The 20156-nt window shown below is 52.0% G+C and carries 18 protein-coding genes and 1 pseudogene; 11 read left to right on the top strand and 8 right to left on the bottom strand.

What is annotated here, in order from left to right; translation table 11 throughout:
* Positions 1-94 precede the first annotated feature (94 nt).
* Positions 95-1753 (top strand): AMP-binding protein, encoded by a 1659-nt coding sequence (locus M3087_RS07475; protein WP_249094761.1) that lies wholly within the window; start codon positions 95-97, stop codon positions 1751-1753.
* Between the two features lie 162 nt (positions 1754-1915).
* On the opposite strand, the gene M3087_RS07470 is transcribed toward M3087_RS07475, so the two are convergent.
* A complete protein-coding gene (locus tag M3087_RS07470) occupies positions 1916-2878 on the bottom strand; it encodes an NAD-dependent epimerase/dehydratase family protein (protein ID WP_022385756.1) in 963 nt (320 codons plus the stop codon).
* Positions 2879-3024: 146 nt separating this feature from the next.
* Between M3087_RS07470 and kbl the strand changes: the two genes are divergently transcribed.
* Positions 3025-4215: a glycine C-acetyltransferase gene (kbl, locus tag M3087_RS07465; protein WP_022385755.1), complete on the top strand. Its 1191-nt coding sequence runs from the start codon at positions 3025-3027 to the stop codon at positions 4213-4215.
* 144 nt (positions 4216-4359) lie between these two features.
* On the opposite strand, the gene M3087_RS07460 is transcribed toward kbl, so the two are convergent.
* The 4 genes from M3087_RS07460 to M3087_RS07445 form a co-directional block, all read right to left on the bottom strand.
* Entirely contained in the window at positions 4360-5406 is a 1047-nt protein-coding gene (locus M3087_RS07460) for a DUF3810 domain-containing protein (RefSeq protein WP_249094760.1), read from the bottom strand.
* Entirely contained in the window at positions 5399-6109 is a 711-nt protein-coding gene (locus tag M3087_RS07455; protein WP_249094758.1) for a murein L,D-transpeptidase catalytic domain family protein, read from the bottom strand. Before M3087_RS07455 ends, M3087_RS07460 begins: the two co-directional genes overlap by 8 nt.
* Before the next feature lie 87 nt (positions 6110-6196).
* Complete coding sequence (locus tag M3087_RS07450; protein WP_249094756.1) at positions 6197-7216, bottom strand: L,D-transpeptidase; 1020 nt, start codon at positions 7214-7216, stop codon at positions 6197-6199.
* A 37-nt stretch (positions 7217-7253) separates the two neighbouring features.
* Positions 7254-7556, bottom strand: a complete 303-nt coding sequence (locus M3087_RS07445) for a GNAT family N-acetyltransferase (RefSeq protein ID WP_249094753.1) — start codon at positions 7554-7556, stop codon at positions 7254-7256.
* Positions 7557-7739: 183 nt separating this feature from the next.
* Between M3087_RS07445 and M3087_RS07440 the strand changes: the two genes are divergently transcribed.
* From M3087_RS07440 to M3087_RS07400, 9 genes are all read left to right on the top strand, one after another.
* Positions 7740-9371 carry an RluA family pseudouridine synthase gene (locus M3087_RS07440; RefSeq protein WP_249094751.1) on the top strand — a complete coding sequence of 544 codons (1632 nt, stop codon included), beginning with the start codon at positions 7740-7742 and terminating at the stop codon, positions 9369-9371.
* A 66-nt stretch (positions 9372-9437) separates the two neighbouring features.
* Positions 9438-10094, top strand: a complete 657-nt coding sequence (locus M3087_RS07435; RefSeq protein ID WP_249094749.1) for a SagB/ThcOx family dehydrogenase — start codon at positions 9438-9440, stop codon at positions 10092-10094.
* 30 nt (positions 10095-10124) lie between these two features.
* Positions 10125-11063: an NAD(P)H-dependent flavin oxidoreductase gene (locus M3087_RS07430; RefSeq protein WP_022385748.1), complete on the top strand. Its 939-nt coding sequence runs from the start codon at positions 10125-10127 to the stop codon at positions 11061-11063.
* A 25-nt stretch (positions 11064-11088) separates the two neighbouring features.
* Entirely contained in the window at positions 11089-11364 is a 276-nt protein-coding gene (locus M3087_RS07425; RefSeq protein WP_022385747.1) for a putative quinol monooxygenase, read from the top strand.
* Positions 11365-11526: 162 nt separating this feature from the next.
* A complete protein-coding gene (locus tag M3087_RS07420; protein WP_249094747.1) occupies positions 11527-12882 on the top strand; it encodes an MATE family efflux transporter in 1356 nt (451 codons plus the stop codon).
* Positions 12883-12940: 58 nt separating this feature from the next.
* On the top strand, positions 12941-13147 hold the full coding sequence (locus tag M3087_RS07415; protein WP_022385745.1) for a hypothetical protein: 207 nt from the start codon (positions 12941-12943) through the stop codon (positions 13145-13147).
* A 50-nt stretch (positions 13148-13197) separates the two neighbouring features.
* Entirely contained in the window at positions 13198-13662 is a 465-nt protein-coding gene (locus tag M3087_RS07410; RefSeq protein WP_249094746.1) for a MaoC family dehydratase, read from the top strand.
* 670 nt (positions 13663-14332) lie between these two features.
* Positions 14333-14641: a nitrous oxide-stimulated promoter family protein gene (locus M3087_RS07405; protein WP_249094744.1), complete on the top strand. Its 309-nt coding sequence runs from the start codon at positions 14333-14335 to the stop codon at positions 14639-14641.
* A gap of 121 nt (positions 14642-14762) precedes the next feature.
* Positions 14763-16274, top strand: coding sequence for a glutamine synthetase family protein (locus tag M3087_RS07400; protein ID WP_022385742.1), 1512 nt, complete (start codon positions 14763-14765; stop codon positions 16272-16274).
* Between the two features lie 195 nt (positions 16275-16469).
* Here the strand turns inward: M3087_RS07400 and M3087_RS07395 are convergent, their stop codons facing one another.
* From M3087_RS07395 to M3087_RS07385, 3 genes and pseudogenes are all read right to left on the bottom strand, one after another.
* Complete coding sequence (locus M3087_RS07395) at positions 16470-19352, bottom strand: fibronectin type III domain-containing protein (RefSeq protein WP_249094742.1); 2883 nt, start codon at positions 19350-19352, stop codon at positions 16470-16472.
* A 9-nt stretch (positions 19353-19361) separates the two neighbouring features.
* A complete protein-coding gene (locus M3087_RS07390; RefSeq protein ID WP_249094740.1) occupies positions 19362-19916 on the bottom strand; it encodes a 1-acyl-sn-glycerol-3-phosphate acyltransferase in 555 nt (184 codons plus the stop codon).
* A gap of 14 nt (positions 19917-19930) precedes the next feature.
* Positions 19931-20156: pseudogene (locus M3087_RS07385) on the bottom strand (hypothetical protein); the annotation flags it as partial.

The following is a 20156-nucleotide window of genomic DNA, read 5'->3' as shown; positions in this document are numbered from 1 at the left end:
TGACTCATCCTTCACTCCGCGACTATTTTTCTATGTTTGTGCACATTTTGGTAAGAAATGCGCATTCTTACCGTTAAATAGTAAGCTTAGGACAATGGACAACAGTTTTATCGCACTTATTGAAGAGAGCATTAAGAAGAATTGGGAATTGGATGCGCTCACCGATTTCAAGGGGGCCACATTACGCTATAAGGACGTAGCACGGAAGATAGCCAAGATGCATATTATATTGGAGGATGGAGGAATCCGTCCGGGTGACAAGGTTGCCATTTGCGGGCGTAACAGTGCCCATTGGGTGGTCGCTTTCCTGGGAGTAATCACTTATGGTGCGGTGGCAGTCCCCATTTTGCATGAGTTCAAGCCGGACAACGTACATCATATCGTCAACCACTCTGAAGCACGCCTGCTCTTTGTCGGCGACCAGGTGTGGGAGAACCTGAACGAGGCATTCATGCCGGGACTGGAAGCGATTGCCTCCTTGCCTGATTTTTCGTTGTTGGTGTCACGTTCGGAACAGATTTCGGCAGCGCATGCACATCGCAACGAGCGTTTCGGACATCATTACCCCTGTAGCTTCCGTGCGGAGCAGGTAGCCTATCGGCGGGAAGAGCCTGAGGAACTAGCCATCATCAACTATACTTCGGGAACGACGGGTTACTCCAAGGGAGTCATGTTGTCTTACCGCAGCATCCTCTCCAATGTGATGCTTTGCCGGGAACGGATTGCCCTCCGTCCGGGTGACAGCATCGTGTCCATGTTGCCCCTGGGACATGTGTTCGGTATGGTCTTCGACTTTTTGTTCGGTGTCTGTCAGGGTGCCCATCTGTGGTTCCTGACCCGTATGCCTTCGCCGAAAGTCATCGCTGAGTCGTTTGCAGAGATACGTCCCCGGGTCATTTCGAGCGTACCGCTGGTCGTAGAGAAAATTTTTAAGAAGAATATCCTGCCGCGTGTCGATACCAAGCTGGGACGTTTCCTGCTGAAGGTGCCCATTATCAATGACAAGATAAAGATGAAGGCACGCGAGGAGGCGATGCAGACGTTCGGTGGAAATTTCATTGAAATCATCATCGGGGGTGCTCCCTTCAATGCCGAGGTGGAAGCCTTCCTGCGCCTGATAGACTTCCCCTATACCATTGCATACGGCATGACGGAATGTGGTCCGATTATCTGCCATAATTTCTGGACGAACTTGAAGTATATGTCCTGTGGTCAGGTTGTGCCGCGCATGGAGCTTAAGATTGATTCGCCTTCCCCGCATACGGTTCCCGGTGAGCTTGTCTGTCGGGGAGCCAATGTGATGCTGGGTTATTATAAGAATGAGGAGGCAACTCATCAGATTATTGACAAGGATGGTTGGCTCCATACCGGCGATATGGCCATCATGGACGAGGAAGGTCATGTGTTCATCAAGGGACGGTGCAAGAATATGTTGTTGACAGCTTCGGGACAGAACATTTATCCGGAAGAGATAGAGTCCAAGCTGAACAATATGCTTTATGTTTCGGAGAGCATTGTCATCCTGAATCACGACCGTCTGGTGGCATTGGTGTATCCCGATTGGTCGGAGTTGGGTGAGGCCAGCCGTTCTCCGGCACGAATTGAGGAGCTGATGGAGAAGAACCGTCAGGAACTGAATGCCCAGTTGCCCGGCTATGCTCAAATCTCGCGCATCAAGTTATGGCCCGAGGAGTTTGAGAAGACGGCCAAGAAGAGCATCAAGCGTTACCTTTATCAGGATGTACAGCTCTGACGACTCTCTCAAGTGCCTGTCCCGTACCTTTCCATGATTTACGGAAGCTGAAGACCGGTGTGGTCCCCATGCAGCCATAAAGAAGAGGCGGATTTTATTCATCAGAAGATTGAATGAATAAAATCCGCCTCCGGCTTGATGCAATAGGTATTGTGCTACCGTTTATTGTTGCTTACCAAAACGGGCGCTGAGCTTGTCCAGCATGTCGCGGGTCATGGCATCCAGGTCATATTCGGGTTTCCAACCCCATTCCTCCCGGGCGCAAGTGTCGTCGAGGGAGTTCGGCCATGACTCGGCAATGCTCTGACGGAGCGGGTCAACCTGATATTCCATTTGGAAGTCAGGACGATATTCCTTGATTTTGTGGTAAATGATTTCCGGGTCAAAGCTCATGGACGCGATGTTGAAAGAGTTGCGGTGGATGAACTTGGACGGGTCGGCTTCCATGATTTCAATGGCGGCACGCAGGGCGTCGGGCATATACATCATGTCCATGAAAGTGCCGGCGGCGATGGGGCAGAGGAATTTCTCACCCTTGGCTGCCGCATAGTAGATGTCTACGGCATAGTCTGTAGTGCCTCCTCCCGGGGGAGTCACGTAAGAGATCAGACCGGGGAAGCGTACCGAGCGGGTGTCTACGCCGAAATGACGGAAATAGTAGTCGCTCAGCATCTCTCCTGTAACTTTAGTCACACCATACATGGTCCGTGGATTGCGGATGGTGTCTTGCGGTGTTTTGTCTTTCGGAGTTTCAGGACCGAATGAACCGATGGAGCTGGGAGTAAAGACGGCACATCTCTTTTCGCGTGCCACTTCCAGCGTGTTGAAGAGTCCGCCTACGCCAATCTTCCATGCCAGTTGCGGCTTGGCTTCAGCCACGGCAGACAACAGGGCGGCTAGGTTGTAAATAGTGTCAATCTGGTATTTCTCGACGGCATCGGCAATCTGTTGGGGATTGGTGATGTCTACAAGGGCAGAAGGTCCGCTCTCCTTCAGCTCGCCTTTGGGTTCAGCTCCCGGGATGTAACCGGCTACGATATTACCATTGGTATAGATGCTCCTGAGCTTCATGGTCAGCTCTGAGCCTATCTGACCGGTAGAACCGATAATCAATACGTTTTTCATATCACCTGTTGATGTTTTTAAGTTACTTTTGGAAACAAAGGTAAGGCAATATTTGTATATGGCGTGAAAAAAAGTGGAGGTTTTTTAGTGAAAGTTCGAAAAAAAAGTAGAACTTTGTCAGTATCAACATAAACAAGTAAAAGACTATGTACGGTAAAATGAAAGAATTCCTGACTCAGGAATTGGACAGCATCCGCGAAGCCGGATTGTATAAGAATGAACGTGTGATTACGACTCCCCAACGTGCCGACATAAAAGTCAATGCCGGAACTGATGTATTGAATTTCTGTGCAAACAACTATCTTGGCCTCTCAGACAACAAGCGTCTCATCGAGGCAGCCAAGCGTGCAATGGATACCCATGGATATGGTATGTCTTCGGTCCGTTTCATCTGTGGAACGCAAGATTTGCACAAGCAATTGGAGGCTGCTATTTCCGATTATTTCAAAACGGAAGATACCATTCTCTATGCTGCCTGCTTTGATGCGAACGGTGGATTGTTTGAACCGCTCTTTACCGAAGAGGATGCCATCATCTCTGATGCACTCAATCATGCTTCCATCATTGACGGTGTACGACTCTGCAAGGCCAAACGTTATCGCTATGCCAATGCGGACATGGCAGACCTGGAGCGCTGCCTTCAGGAGGCACAGGCCCAACGTCACCGCATCATTGCAACCGATGGTGTCTTCTCAATGGATGGCAATGTAGCCCCGATGGACAAGATTTGCGAGTTGGCTGAAAAGTATGATGCGCTGGTCATGGTGGACGAATCGCATTCCGCCGGTGTCGTAGGTCCGACGGGACACGGTGTGGCAGAACAGTTTGGTGTCTACGGCCGTGTGGATATCTTTACCGGAACTTTGGGCAAAGCCTTTGGTGGTGCCATGGGTGGATTCACGACCGGCCGGAAGGAAATCATCGACATGTTGCGCCAGCGTTCACGTCCTTATCTGTTCTCCAATTCGGTGGCTCCTGCCATCGTGGGCGCCAGCCTGGAGATGTTCAAGATGTTGAAGGAAAGCAATGCTCTGCATGACAAGCTGGTGGAGAACGTAACGTATTTCCGTGACAAGATGCTGGCTGCCGGATTTGATATCAAGCCGACTCAGTCTGCCATCTGCGCAGTGATGCTGTATGATGCCAAGTTGTCACAGGACTTTGCCGCACGCATGCAGGAAGAGGGCATTTATGTGACAGGCTTCTACTATCCTGTTGTTCCGAAGGGACAGGCACGTATCCGAGTACAGTTGTCTGCCGGTCATGAGCGTGCACACCTTGATAAGGCAGTTGCTGCTTTCATTAAGGTTGGCAAGGAGCTGGGCGTTATCAAGTAATACGGACGCTATCTGAATAGAATGACGAGGGGCATGGCAAACACATTGCTGTGTCCCTCGATTTATTTCTGTCTAGTCGGACATAGTGATGCGCAAAGATACGGTATTTGTTCTATGGAAGAAGGAATTAGCCGTGATTTTTGTTCATACTCCGGCAGACATCACCATTTGGATGACCTCTGCATAGTTCTTCTTTCCGGTCGACACCCGGTTTCCTTTGAGAAAGAGATCATACACTTTATCTTGGATTGCGCCGATGAAGGGACTGTAGCGCTCTTTCCAATAGTCGCTGCGTTGCCCCATCTCGCGGACAACCTCTTGCCGTATGGTGAGAGCCCAAAGACGATAATCTTCAGCAGGTAAGGTGGCACGGGCATTTATGATGACATAGGGTAGCAGTCCGATGTAGCCATTGTAGCGGATGGCAGGATTGTCTGTCTGTATGCAGGTGCGGAAAGCCCAATAGTTGGCTTCGGCCTCACTGCTGATGCCTAACAGGTGAGACAGTTCATGGGCATAGGTGAAGGGGTATTGCGACGAGAGAAGGTCCTCGTTGAGCTGCATTTCGGAAAAGAAAGGCCCCATGAATCCCAGTACGCCGACACCGGAATAGAGCCTGTTGAAACAGAGTCGTTTGGGCATTTGCCATTCCTGTGGAGTCTGTAAGCCGTAGTGCGTAGGCAGTGACCGGTATTGGGCCTGGATGAGTCGTTGTGTGGATATCGGATTGAGGCTGTCTATGCGGATGTAGCTGGCGTTGAGGCTGTCGGTATACGTTTGCAGGAACGAGCGGAAGGCTTGTTCCTCGTAGTTGGCTGGTTCTACGTGGAGGCGTTCATAGAAGGAGGCACGGAAGTAGTTTGCTCCCCAGCCGATGTAGAACCATACGTAGAGCCAGGCAGACGTTTCCAGCAGCCGGATGAGGATGAAGCGCACCTTCCGTCCCCGTCGGCGTGCCAGCAAGACACTGATGATGCTGCCGATGAGTACCCCGACAACCAAAAGCTCTTCAAGTGAAAAAGGCACGATGGAGGCAATCCGGGACAATGTGAGTGAAACAACCGGATAAATATGGATGGCATACCATTCGCCTGTTGCCGCATGAAACCGGCAAGTGAAGATAAACGCAAGTAACAGGAAGAGGATGCTCCACCTGATGACGTCGTGTAAGCAGGGACGGGGCTTACGCATGAGGACGAGGGGTTAGGATGCTGCTTTGTGCCAGATACTCAGGGATTGGAGCATAAATATAGAGTACACTGCCGCCCTTGATGGCGTCGATGATGGGACGCGACAGAGCCTGTGGAACAGCCGGGCAGCCGAAGCTGCGCCCTAAACGTCCGTTTGCACGGATTACTGACGGATTGGAATAGGCGGCGCCATGCATCACGATGGCACGTTGGCGAGCCCGGTCATTGATGCCTTTCTCCAGTCCGTCCAGGATTAGGGAGTATCCGTTACGTCCCTTGTAGGTCTCTCCGGTCAGGTAAAAGCCCAAGGAGCTCTTCAGAGACCCTTCTTCGTTGGAAAAGGAAGTCGCATAATTGCCTCCGCTGTTCTTGCCATGTGACACGACTGTGGCAAAAAGGACTTGTTTGGCTTTCATGTCAATGACAAACAGCCGCTGCTCTGTGGAAGGTTTTGAGAAGTCAATGAGGGTAAGTATATCCTTTCTCCGTTGCTCAATCTTCTTGTATCCCTCCACGGCTTGCCGGAAAGCCCTCCGACTGACCACACTGTCCAGATGGAGCTTCTCATAAAGCATCTCACAGCTGTCTATGGATGCGTCCTCCGTGGGCTGGAGAGTAGGAGCGGGTTCTACGGAAGCACTGCCTGTCAGGACAAACAATGCCGGGATGAAGAGAGAGATGAGGATAAGGATTGTCTTGTGCATGTAGTTCTTGGGCTAAATTCGGCGCAAATATAAATCATTTTCTTTGATAAGAACTCATGCAATACGTTAAAAATGACCTGTGTAACCTCATTCGATGACAATGACAAGCGATTGCCCGACCGGGGCCCATCCGTAGATAAATCCGGCATGGGATGTGGCGCAGCGTACACACATGTGGGAGCGGGGAGTCGTCCCCAGGGAGTAGCTGTATTCAATCTCGCTCGTTCGGGGCACATTGACCGGTACTCCATGGATATAGGCACCGTTGGTGAAACGGCTGGCATAAGGAGCAAAGCCCCCTTTGTCCGGCGACCCGTCTTTGAGATAGACCATCCGGCGTTTTTGTTCCTGCAGCAGATACATGCCCAATGGAGTGGGTTGGGCATAGGGCGGCAATCTTCTGCCGGTTGTACAAGGATTCATGCTGCGCACTTCCCATTGTCCTTCCGCCATGCGTTCCAGGGTGGCTATGTTCTGGTCGCCCCGGTCCACGATGATGACATGATGAAACCGTGTACTGTCGGGCAGTGGCTTCAGATAACGTTCGGGGACAAGCCATTCGCCTTCGATTTCCACGGGACGGATGCGGATGAAGCTTCCCTCTTTCCCACTGTGGTAAGCCAACGTGCCATCTTTCCCGTAGCGTTCAGGTGTCACTGTGTCTCCAGGCAGATAGAGCGGTACCGACTGGTAGCGTTCTACACCGAGTGTATCGGCAACCCTGCCGTATGAATTGCGCCGGTAGTTGCGTACAACCGGAGCTTCCCGGTTACGATTCTTGTAATTCTGCATGACGAGCCACTTTTCAGTTGTGTCCCGCTGCATGTTTTCCACGATAGCCAGCTTCTCGCGGATTGTTTCCCATTTAAAGCTCCTTGTCGTGTCTTTGTATGGGTAGGTATCCTCTAGGGTATACTTGTCGTAGAGCAGTTCTTTTTTTACTTCGATATCTCCAGCCGTCAGTAACGGTTTAGGAGCCGAAGGGGGTGCGATTGTGTCTACACGAAGGGTATCCGGCACTACGGGAGTCGTGTCGGAAGGAGTGTGTTTGCATCCGGCAAATGCCACATGCAGACAGGCAAGGAGGAAAACAGGGCACAACTTCATAAGGAGAGCAGTTTAGAAATGAATGAAATGGTGATTCCTATAGGGCACAGCTGTCTGTACCGCCAAAGTCCTTACTCTCCGTGCCTCCGTATTCCGGATGCCTTTTAAGCCATACGGCAGCATACGAACAGGTCGCTACAGGCTTGAACCCCTGACTGCGTGCATAGTCGTAGGCGGTACGTACGAGAGCGGAGGCAATGCCCCGTCCTTCGATTTCCATCGGGACGATGGTGTGCCGTATGTCCAAGGCGTCTGCCTCTATGGTATAAGTGACATAAGCCGTGATTCCGTCCACGACTGTCTGGAAGCGTTTCCGTTCGGGATAATGTTCAATGTTCATTTGAATGTGTTTTAGAAGATTATCCAAATGTATGTATAAACTTTCAGATAGCCTAATATCTCTCCCGGAAATTTCAACTAATTGAGCAAACGCATGTTTCTCTTCCTCCCCGTCATTGCTTATCTTTGCAAGCCCAAACGGTTTCTTCCAATGTAGCGTATATATAATATAAGGTATAGAATCATGCAGTCCCATATACATCATTTTGAGTCAGACGTACAGGCAATCCCTCTTCCGGCACGTTTTACGTATCCCTTCCATTACGTTCCCCATCCGCTATGTGTGCAGGCAGCGAAACAAGTGCAAGCCTACCTTTCCACCCGGGGTGACTGGGCTGAAGAGTTATCGGAAGGGAAAATGTTTGGAGTCCTTGTCGTGAAGGATACGGATGGACAGCTTGGCTTTTTGGCTGCCTTCTCCGGGATTCTTGCCGGAAAGAACATGCACACGTACTTTGTTCCTCCGGTCTATGATTTATTGCGTCCGGATGGATTTTTCCGGGAAGAGGAGAGTCGTATCTCTGCCATCAACCATCGTGTGGAAGCGTTACGGACGAGTGAAGCCTACCGGACAGCACAATGGGCTTTGGATGAGGCTGAACAGCAGTCAAAGTGTGAATTGGAAAAAGAGCGGACCCGGCTGGCAGAGGCAAAGGTCGCCCGCAACCTCCGGCGTAGACAGGGGAGCCTGAGCGAAGAAGAACAGGGCAGGCTGGTACGCGAAAGCCAGCATCAGAAGGCGGAATATAAACGACTTGAACGCCGTTGGATGGAGAAGATAGCCGCTTGCCGACAGGCATTGCAGCAGTATGATGCCCGTTTGGAGGCATGGAGACAGGAGAGGCACCGACGGTCGGCGGCATTGCAACAGGCTCTGTTCAGTCAGTTCCGTATGTTGAACGCCAAGGGAGAAGCGAAAGATTTATGTACCATTTTCCAGGAAGCCGGACGCTCGGTCCCTCCGGCGGGAGCCGGAGAGTGTGCCGCGCCGAAGCTGTTGCAGTATGCCTACCTCCATCAGCTTCATCCGGTCTGTATGGCTGAGTTCTGGTGGGGAGGTTCTCCAAAGAATGAATTACGACGCCACGGTTATTACTATCCTGCTTGCCGTACCAAGTGTGAGCCCATCCTGAAGCACATGCTGGAGGGGTTGGAGGTCGACCCGAATCCTTTGGCACTTCCGCAATACAGGGAGAGCGTCCGTGTCGTATGGGAAGATGATTATTTGCTGGTCGTCGATAAGCCGGCAGGCATGTTGTCCGTCCCCGGGAAGGATGGGCAACTCTCTGTCTGGGAATGGATGCGCCGTTATTGTCCGCAAGCGACAGGACCGCTGGTCGTGCATCGGCTTGACATGGCGACATCCGGACTGCTTCTGTTGGCGAAGACCAAGGAAGTACATGCAGCCTTGCAGGCTCAGTTTGAGACACGTGCCGTGAAGAAACGTTATGTGGCGTTGCTGGACGGAGAGGTGTCGCCGCAGTCGGGTTTCGTCCGGTTGCCTTTATGTCCCGACCCGGATAATCGTCCGCGTCAGCTGGTAAGTGAGGAATATGGCAAGCCTGCCGTGACCCGCTATGAGGTGATGGGGCAAGATGCGGCAGGACATACCCGGATTGCTCTTTACCCCTTGACCGGGCGGACGCACCAGCTCCGGGTACATGCTGCCCATCCCCTGGGATTGGATGCTCCCATCGTGGGGGATGCGCTCTACGGACATGCAGCCGACAGGCTCTATTTGCATGCCGAGAAACTGGAATTCCGTCATCCGGTTACGGGACATTGGATAAAAGTGGAGCAGGCTGCAATGTTTTAACGACCTTAAACAGTGTTGTATCGAAAGAATCTGCTATATTCGTCGACGTATAAAGACGAATGACCTATGAAGAAACTGATTATGGCTGCTGTGGCAATGGGCTGCATGACATTGGCCGAAGCACAGGATTTGAAGGAAATACAGCTTCCCGAACCGGACAAGACCAGGGGAACTGCAGTGATGAAAGCTCTCTCCGACCGTGTGTCGGTGCGTGAATGTTCGCCGGAGGAACTCAGCCTTCGTGACTTGTCGGATGTGATATGGGCAGCCAATGGCATCAACCGTCCGGAGGAAGGACGGCGTACGGCTCCTTCGGCACTGAACAAGCAGGACATCGATGTGTATGTGTTCACCGATGAAGGCGTGTTCCTGTACCTCCCGCAGCGTCATGCTTTGCAGCCGGTGGTCGAGGGCGACCATCGGGAAGTGCTCGCCGGGCCTCCCTCTCCGGCACGGACACAGGACTTCGTAAAGGCATTCCCGGTGATTCTGCTCTTCGTGTCGGACCTGTCCCGTTTTGAAATGACCGGAGAGCGTGTGAAGCTGATGGCCGCCATGGACGCCGGCATTGTGTCGGAGAACGTGAATCTCTTCTGCTCCTCCGTGGGGCTGTGCACGGTGCCGAGGGCTTCGATGGACGAACCGGCTGTACGTCGGCTGCTGAACCTGGCTGACCATCAGATACCACTGCTGAACAATCCCGTGGGCTATCCCAAGCAATGACAATTTTAACCTAATCTCGAATATCCATTTATGAACCGAATCACTTCTTTGTTTCAAGTAGAGCATCCCATCATCCAGGGTGGTATGGTGTGGTGCAGCGGCTGGCGTCTGGCGTCTGCTGTGAGCAATGCGGGTGGACTGGGGTTGCTGGGCGCAGGCTCGATGCATCCCGACACGTTGCGTGAGCATATACAGAAATGCCGGAAAGCTACCGACCGTCCCTTTGGGGTGAATGTGCCTCTGATGTATCCTCAGATTGATGAAATCATGAACCTGCTGGTCGAGGAGGAGGTGAAGATAGTCTTTACCTCCGCCGGTAATCCCAAGTTGTGGACTCCCTTCCTGAAAGAACATGGCATGACGGTGGTGCATGTGGTGTCGTCGTCAAAGTTTGCCCGCAAGTGCGAAGAGGCGGGAGTTGATGCCGTGGTGGCTGAAGGTTTTGAAGCCGGAGGACACAACGGACGCGAGGAGACGACAACCCTCTGTCTCATCCCGGCAGTCAGACGTGCCACTTCCCTGCCTTTGATTGCCGCAGGCGGCATCGGGACAGGACGGGGGATGCTGGCAGCCATGGCTCTGGGGGCGGAAGGTGTGCAGATAGGCACGCGGTTTGCCCTGACGGAGGAAAGTTCCGCCCATCCGGGCTTCAAGGCACACGGACTCTTCCTGGAAGAAGGAGATACGAAGTTGCTGCTGAAGAAGCTGTCGCCGACCCGTCTGGTGAAAGGCGGTTTCCGGCAGGCTGTGGAGGAGGCGGAGGCCCGTGGAGCTTCTGCCGACGAGCTGCGTGAACTGTTGGGACGCGGACGTGCGAAGCTGGGAATCTTCGAAGGTGACCTGGAGAATGGCGAACTGGAGCTGGGGCAGGTGGCCTCTCTCTTCCGTCAGTCACAGACCGTGGCTGAAGTCATGAAGGAAATCACGACCGAATACGATGAGGCGCTGCGTGCGATGGAACACTATTGATATGATTGACCCAAATAATGACACTATGATTAGATTGAATGTTTTTATCCAAGTGAAAGAGGCACAACGTGCCGAAGTGATTAATGTGGCAAAGGAGCTGGTTGCAGCTTCCCTGAAAGACAAAGGTTGTGTGGCATACGACCTGTTTGAAAGTTCCACACGTCCCGATGTCTTGCTGATTTGCGAAACATGGACCGATGAAACCGCTCTGGCGGCACATTCGGCGAGTGGGCATTTCAAGACATTGGTTCCGAAGATCGAACAGCTCTGTCAGATGAAGATGGAGAAATTCACGTTCTGACATTCGGAAGAAGACTGACATAAGAGGTGTGCCGGGAATAGCTTACAGGCTGGTTCGGCGCACCTTTGCTTTATAGGATACAAGCACTTTTTAACAATCACTTCGGGACAACCTCTTTGACCTTTTGTGTATCTTTGCACGATTTTTTAGGACAAAGACTCTATGGCATCCACAAAAGAAATGACGTCAGGGGCTCCATTGCCTCTGATTTTGAACTTCACCCTTCCGCTGTTATTAGGCAACCTGTTGCAGCAGACCTATTCATTGGTTGATGCTGCCATCGTGGGTAAGTTCTTAGGTATAAATGCCCTCGCTTCCGTCGGGGCAAGCAGCTCGGTCATCTTCCTGATTCTCGGGTTCTGCAACGGCTGTTGTGGAGGCTTCGGCATTCCGATTGCCCAGAAGTTCGGGGCGCATGACTATTCGACGATGCGCAAGTATGTGTGGGCGAGCTTGAAGCTGACGACGGTCATGTCGGTCCTGATCGCCATTGTGACGAGTCTGCTTTGTGCCTTTATCCTGCGTACGATGCGTACTCCTGAAAACATCTTCTACGATGCGTATCTGTACCTGCTCATTACCTTTATCGGTGTGCCTTGTACGTTCTTCTACAACCTGTTTTCCTGCATCATCCGTGCGTTGGGAGACAGTAAGACACCGTTCTGGTTCCTGTTGTTTTCCACCATCCTCAATATTCTGCTCGACCTTTTCTGCATCCTGGTGTTGGGATGGGGAGTGGCGGGTGCTTCGATAGCCACGGTCGTCTCCCAGGGCTTGTCGGCTTTCCTGTGTTATCACTACATGATGCGGAAGTTCGAGATTCTGCAAGCCACACCTTCCGAACGTCGGTTTGACCGTCGGTTGGCATTGAACATGCTGGGTATCGGAGTTCCTATGGGATTGCAGTTCTCCATCACTGCCATTGGCAGCATCATGTTGCAAAGTGCCAACAATGCATTGGGAACAGCCTGCGTGGCAGCCTTCACTTCCGCCATGCGTATCAAGATGTTCTTCCTCTGTCCGTTGGAGAGCCTGGGCATGGCAATGGCAACCTATTGCGGGCAGAACTACGGAGCAGGCAAGCCTGAACGCATCTGGTCCGGCATCAAATCGAGCTTTTTGCTGATGGGAGTCTACGTTGTGGCAAACTTCGTTATCCTGTGGTTCGGTGCCAAGTACATGGCATTGATGTTTGTGTCAGCCTCAGAAGTCGAGATAATCAAGGACACCGAGTTGTTCCTGCATGTTGCTGCGACCTTCTTCCCCATGCTGGGACTGCTGTGCATCCTGCGATACAGCATTCAGGGAGTGGGGTATACTACACTGGCGATGTTGTCGGGAGTGTCGGAGATGATTGCCCGTATTCTGGTGAGTGTGCTTGCCGTGCCTGCCTTCGGGTACATTGCCGTCTGCTTCGGCGACCCGACGGCATGGATGGCTGCCGACCTGTTTCTTGTCCCGACTTTTATAGTGATTTATCGCCGTTTGAAGAGTCGGGGTGTCGTGATGAATAACTAAACCTGTGCACGCTCAGTCGGCAGGCTGAGCCGATACGAAACTTTAAACAATTGATTTTATGCGTAAATTGGTATGCCCGCAGTGTAAGGTTGCGGCAGTGTATGTGAAGAATGAGAAAGGCGACCGCCTTCCTGTGTATGTGACCGACAACGGACAGATTGTCCCGAAGGACCCGGAAGCCTCCCTGGACGGATTCAACCTGGAGGAAGTCTTTTGCCTGGGATGTTCCTGGCATGGGAATCCGCGGCGGATGGTCCGATACTGACACTTGTCAGACAGATGCTAAATATCAGTCATTAAAATAAGAAGACCGTTATGAGTAAAGTAATTATCAACTCTTATGAGGACTTTGCAAAGCTGCTCGGACAGGAGATTGGTAAGTCCGATTACCTGCAAGTCACTCAGGAACGCATCAATCAGTTTGCTGATGCGACGCTCGACCACCAGTGGATTCACGTCGACCCGGAACGTGCCAAGGTGGAGAGCCCCTTCAAATCGACCATCGCGCACGGTTATCTGACCCTGTCGCTGTTGCCTTATTTCTGGAATCAGATTATTGAGGTGAACAACCTGAAGATGATGATCAACTATGGTATCGATAAGATGAAGTTCGGGCAGGCTGTCCTGACCGGAGACCGCCTCCGTCTGGTCGCCACCCTGCACTCGCTGGCCAACCTGCGCGGAGTGGCAAAAGCGGAAATCAAATTCGCCATTGAGATCGAAGGTGCCTCCAAGAAGGCCCTGGAGGGCATTGCCACCTTCCTCTACTATTTCAATTAAGTGCATCTGTCATGCTCATATTTTCCACCCTGACGGGGAAAATATGGGCATGAATGCGTTTTTAGGGTGATTTTAGGGTGTATTAGGGTGCTTTTTATGCCCTTTTCGGAGGGTTTGAGAAGTCTTTGTCGGGTGTTTTAACAGCTTTCGAATACCTTTGCAAGTGCAAGGACGAAAGAAACAATCATCCTGATTTCACCCCTCTGGGAGGCTTTAAAGAGAAACAACCATTCACACCTATGGAAAAACAGACATATTATTAAAGGGACTAATTACACACTATGTTTTTGTAGGAGATAAACATTAAAGAGACTAAAGTGAGGGTATGTCAAAGGCGGGCTTGAGGCCCCGATTGACATGCCCTCTTTCTGTAGGTGCTCCGCTTTGGGGAAACGAGGGGTTAATCCCGTCCAGGTGCTTCCGAGATGTCGCATAAGTGGCGGATAGACGGAGCAAAGTATAATACTTAGGCACCCTAAGTATAATACTTAGCCTACCTAAGTATAATACTTTGGTCTGTATAAGCCCGGCTTGTATCTCATCGATGCCGTACCCATGTCGGCTTTATCCCGGGACCTTCAGCTTCTGTTCCTGCATTTCTATCGGACGGATGGCATGATATTTACGAAGTACTGCTATCTTTGCAGGGATTCAATGTAACGCTTTCTTTATGGAACAGTATTCACGCATAGCAGATGAGAAGCAGATTGTCGAACGGATGATTCGCCTTTACTGCCGGGGGAAGGAAGCCCATGCCGAACTGTGTCCGTCGTGTCAGGAACTCCTGGCCTATGCACACAGCCGTTTGTCGCACTGCCCGTTTGGAGAATCGAAGGGAAGTTGCCGTCAGTGCCGCATCCATTGCTACAAGCCGGACCAGCGGGAAAGGATGCGCGCCGTGATGCGTTATGCCGGACCGCGTATGTTGTGGCATCATCCCGTGACGGCGCTGCTCCACCTGTGGCGGGAGCTTCGTTAGCTGAATTCTGACATTTTGTTATTAAAATAACACTTCAATCCCTTGTTTGAACTCGTTTAATGATTACATTTGTCACGGCAATCGGTCGTATTGCCATAATATCATTTAAAACACATGAGTTATGAACAAAGAGATTGAGATGAATGCCAACCCGCTGGTTGCATTCTTGCAGAAACCTGCCGCCGAATTCACAAAGGCAGACATTCTGACCTATATTGAAGAAAAGGGCATCCGTATGGTGAACTTCATGTATCCTGCCGAGGACGGGCGCATGAAGACGCTGAACTTCATGATTAATAACCGGGCTTACCTGGAGGCTATCCTGACGAGTGGCGAACGGGTGGACGGTTCCAGCCTCTTCCCCTCATTTATCGAAGCCGGCAACAGCGACTTGTATGTCATTCCCCGTTTCCGCACGGCATTCATGGACCCGTTTGCCGAGATTCCGACCCTTTGCATGCTTTGTTCTTATTTCAATAAGGAAGGAGAGCCGTTGGACTGTTCTCCTGAACAGACGCTGCACCGTGCCGCACAGGCTTTCACAGCATCCACCGGGATGACATTCGAGGCAATGGGTGAACTGGAATACTACGTCATTGCCGAGGACGACGGCATGTTCCCGGCTACCGACCAGCGTGGTTACCATGAGTCGGCTCCATACGCCAAGTTCAACGAGTTCCGCAAACAGTGCATGACCTACATTGCCCAGACGGGAGGACAAATCAAGTACGGGCACTCCGAAGTGGGCAACTTCACACTGGACGGCAAGGTCTATGAGCAGAATGAAATCGAGTTCCTGCCGAACCCGGTGGAGTCGGCAGCTGACCAGCTGATGCTTGCCAAGTGGGTCATCCGCAACCTGGCGTGGCGTCATGAACTGAATGTGACTTTTGCCCCGAAGATTACGGTCGGGAAAGCCGGTTCGGGCTTGCATATTCACATGCGTATGATGAAGGAGGGGCGCAACTGCATGCTCCACAACGGAGAACTGTCAGAGGAAGCCCGTCGTGCCATTGCCGGCATGATGGTGCTGGCACCGTCGATTACCGCCTTCGGTAACAAGAATCCGACATCCTACTTCCGTCTGGTGCCCCACCAGGAAGCGCCGACGAACGTCTGCTGGGGAGACCGCAACCGCTCCGTGCTCGTCCGTGTACCCTTGGGATGGACGGCTGACAAGGACATGAGTGCCTTGGCCAATCCCTTGGAGACTCCCGCACACTATGACACGACTCAGAAGCAGACTGTCGAGATGCGTTCTCCTGACAGTTCGGCGGATGTGTACCAGCTGATGGCAGGTCTGTGTGTCGCTTGCCGCCATGGTCTGGAGATGCCGAAGGAGGAGGCGCTGCGGATTGCGGCTGACAAGTATGTGAATGTGGACATCCACAAGGCTGAAAATGCAGCCAAGCTTGCTGCCCTGGAGCAGTTGCCCGTATGTTGTGTCGACTCGGCTGCCTGCCTGGAACGCCAGCGGGAAGTCTATGAGGAGGCAGGTGTGTTCAGCCCGCGCATGATTGACGGCATCATCCGTACCCTCCGTGCCTTTGATGACACGCGGTTGCATGAGACCGTCAGCAAGGACAGCAATCAGATGCTGGCCCTGGTACGTCGTTTCTTCCACTGTGGATAAGTGATACTTCTTTCATTTCATGCCGGTCTGTCCGTAGAAGCTGCGGGCAGACCGGCATGCGTGTGTTTGTACTACAGCAGTTTGCTGATGATGCGTGATGGGGAAAAGGTAATCTCCTGCAGGCTGCCGATGGTGTGCGGAAACAATCTGCGTCACCCGTGCTTATTGAGTTCTCAGCGTATGTGCGGACGAGAATCAGTCCTCAAAGTAATGCAGGATGCCGGACATGATGTGGGCACGGCTTCCTTCATCCGGAATGCTTTCGAAAGGAAATCCCAGGATGAACGTGCGGTAGTCTGTCCCACGATAGGCAATGCCTGCCCCCTGATTGCTCCCGGGATAGATGAAGCTTTGGATGGCAGGAGAGAGGGGAGTGATGCAGGCAGGCGAGGGGACTGCATAGGTCTGTTCGTTGGCTGTGCGGGGAAGCCGGAAGCGGATGCCCGTACCGAAGACTTCAGACTCCTGGGAATGAAGCAGGTTATCCACCGGAATGTATTTCAGCAGATTGGTAAACGCCCGGTCTGTCTCCTTGTCCAGGTGGGACCCACTGACGAACAGACGTCCTCCGTTCTGACAGTAGTGGCTGAGGGCACGTTTCAGGGCAGGTGAGAACGGAGACAGCTCCACGCCAAGAATCAAGTCTACCATGTGATAATCCGTCAACCGGACCCGTCCGTCTTCGACAGCCTCATCGCTGCATGATACAAACGAATAGCGTCCGGCAGCCTGGATGGCTTTACCATGAATAAAAGGATAGTCAAAGGTGTTTCCGGCAATCAGTTTACCTTCCAGGTTACTGTCGCTGTACCCCAGTCCGTCAGCCGTCTCCTTGCCGATGCCGTCCTTGTCAAAGCAGAGTTGGTTGCCACAGAAGGCAGGGCTGTAGAGATAAGGCACTCCCGGGTCAGTGCGGAGGTCAAAGCCTTGCAGGTTGGTCGTTTCGACCGTGGCTGGTCCGCTCAGCCGGTCGAAGCCATTCACGATGAGGACTGTCCCCCGGCTGCGTTGTGCCTGATAGGCGGATAGGATTTCGGACGGGAAGCTTTCTCCGCCACGGTTCACAGCCGTCACTTTGAAACTGTATACCAGTCCTGGTTCCAGCTTCTTGGTGAATGAGGTCCCGCGTACGATTTCTCCGTTATCAAATCCTCCATAGCCGATGCGTGTGTAGACCACGTATTCCCGAGGGGATGCACTCGGTTCGAGAGGGTCGTCCACCGGGGACCAGGTCAGCTGTACCGTGTTTTTCTTCACGGTGAAGCGGATGGCAAAATGGTCTACCGGCAGTGGTTGCACTTCATAATCCCGGTCGTGCATGACGGCTTCGTATTTCAATATGGATTTATAGACCGAGCGTGCCACCGTAAATTTGAAACGCGGATCGTGCCCCAGCTTCATGTCTGCAAAGTTCTGGTGGGAAAGCATCTCCAGAATCATCGAAGGTACGGAGGGGAGTCGCGTTTCGCTGTAGTTGCGGTTCCACATCGAGCGCCGTGCCCAATCAATATTGAATGTGCTGCTGATGTCACGTTTCAAGCCGGACAAGACCATATCTGCCAAATCACGCGAAGCATAGCGGGACAATCCCGCTGCCAGTCTGCCCTCATTGAAGTCCGTGGTGTAGATGCCCAGTGAGCCGATGAACTCATTTTCTTCAGAGAATCCGGCATCGCTGTGTAAGGCGAGACTGAGTTCAAAAGGCACTTTCAGTCCTTGCTGTCCGGGATTGTAGACAGAACCCCCTGAGAGATAGTTGAGCATGTTGGAGCGCGTGTTGATGTCATCCGGATAATCATTGCTGCCTTTTCTTCCGCCGTAGACCTGATAGGGCATACCGCTCCATTGCGCCTGATAGCGTGCTCCCTCCAGGTAACGGGGCAGGCCGCTCACACGGGCAGCAGAAGAGCTGTTCCCCCGGGCGATATTGCCCATGCCTCCGCCGAAACGTACGGCATCAGCGCAGACGACTCCCTGTTCACGGCTCTCGTTACTCAGTACGACCATGCCGTAGTCGTTGTTTCCTTTGTCAAACTCGAAGGTGCCCAGGTAGACCCAGGTGCCACCTCCCATTTGTTGGTTGACGGTAAACTCAGTGACTCCACCTTTATGGAATACCAGGTATTTGGCATCAGTGACGCTTTCCGGTTGTGTGCGGTAAGACACATAGACTGCATAGCGTCCTGTTTCCGGGATGTTCGGAATCCATTCGGCAAAGGTCTGTGCCTTTTTCCGTTGTGTGGTGGGTGCGATACGGACGCTGCCGTCATTGAACGGATTTTCCCCGTCCAGATAAACCTGTTTCAGTTGGGCAAATCCCGTTCCCATGCCTTTCTTCCACCGGCTTCGACGGTTGGTATCTTCATAGTAGATGGAGCCTGGCGAGTCGGTGTCATTATCGACAATCACTTCCCGTTTCTGCCAGTCACGTTCACGTGGTGTGAATACGACAGCCCCTGCGTTTTCGAGCATCGGCATCAGATAAGGGACGACGAACGACTGGGTGAACAGATCTTCCGTGGTACAGAACAGGCGGGGGCGTTGCCAGCTCCATTCGTTCTTGTCGTTCTTGAAATACTTCCCGTGACTTTGCCATAAAGCGATGTGGCAGTTTGTCAGTCCCCGTCCGATGTCAAACGGACGCGATGCATTGTGCACCCATGGGGCACCCTCGTAGCGGATGTCTTCCCACAGACGGCTCTTGTCCCGGTCACTCCGACGGCGTAACGCATTAGGAACAAGTTCCTCGATGGGACGTCCGTCGGCATAAATCTTGATATCATAGTAGTTGACAGGTCCGGGCAGCGACTGCTTGACGGAACGATAGATGCCCTTGACGTTCTCTTCGGTAAAGGGTTGATAGCCGAAGTTGGCATTGGAGTAGATGGATAGGGTTCGTTTCTGATTGTCCAGCCGGAAAGACTTCAGGCTGCTCTTCCCAATATGAGCTTGTGAAGTAGAGTAGTTTGAGAAAAAGTCCTTGAGCCGTTCTTCGACGGTCCGTTCCAATCCTTGGGCATGGACGCCCGTGCCGAAGCTACAAGCTGCGAGCATAAGGAGGATGCCGATGTGTTTCATTGCGAGTGATTAAATATCTCCAATAGTAAAGTTCTCAGGATGTTTGCCTTGGAATCTCTTGAAATAGGTTTTGATGGTGCGCATGTCCTCCTCGATATTACCGGAGGGGAACACTTCCTTTTCGATGGTGATACATTTAGTCCGGTAATCAATACCTGCGAGCAGGATGGGGATTTGTGCCTTGAATGCGATGTAGTAGAATCCTTTCTTCCAGTCTCCGTTGGCTGAGCGGGTACCTTCGGGTGTGATAGCCAGATGGAATGTCTTGCGTGAAGTGGCTTCTTCTGCCATTTGGTCTACCAGGGAGTTCTTCTTGCTCCGGTTGACGGGAATCCCTCCGATAAAGCGAAAGAATGACCCTAGCGGTTCGAAAAACCATTCTTTTTTCATCATGAAGAATGTCTTTCGTCCGATGGCTCCGTAGAAAAGTTTGCCAATGAGCAGGTCCCAATTGGATGTATGCGGAGCGGCGCAAATGATGTACTTATCATAATCGGGGATGGAAACCTTATGCTTCCATCCCAAGAGTTTATGATAAATAAAGCTGTAGATGGCTTTCTTCATCAGTTACCATGCCATTAGTGTAAGGTGCCGATTTCTTCAATGAGGGCATGCAGTTGCTTGTTGAAGTCTTCGCGCAGTTTCTTGTAATAGCCTTTGACATTTCCGGGTTCCGGGTGGTTGGCACGACGCAGGAATTCATCTTGCATGTACAATACTTTTGTCATAATGTCGTTGGTCTTCTCCACGTTCACCTCGGGAATAAAGCTTTTCAATACGACGCACTCCGTAAATAATTCTCCG

The sequence above is a fragment of the Mediterranea sp. ET5 genome, from assembly GCF_023337025.1.
In the GTDB taxonomy this organism is placed as follows: domain Bacteria; phylum Bacteroidota; class Bacteroidia; order Bacteroidales; family Bacteroidaceae; genus Phocaeicola_A.
This window is presented reverse-complemented; position numbering and strand designations above follow the sequence as displayed.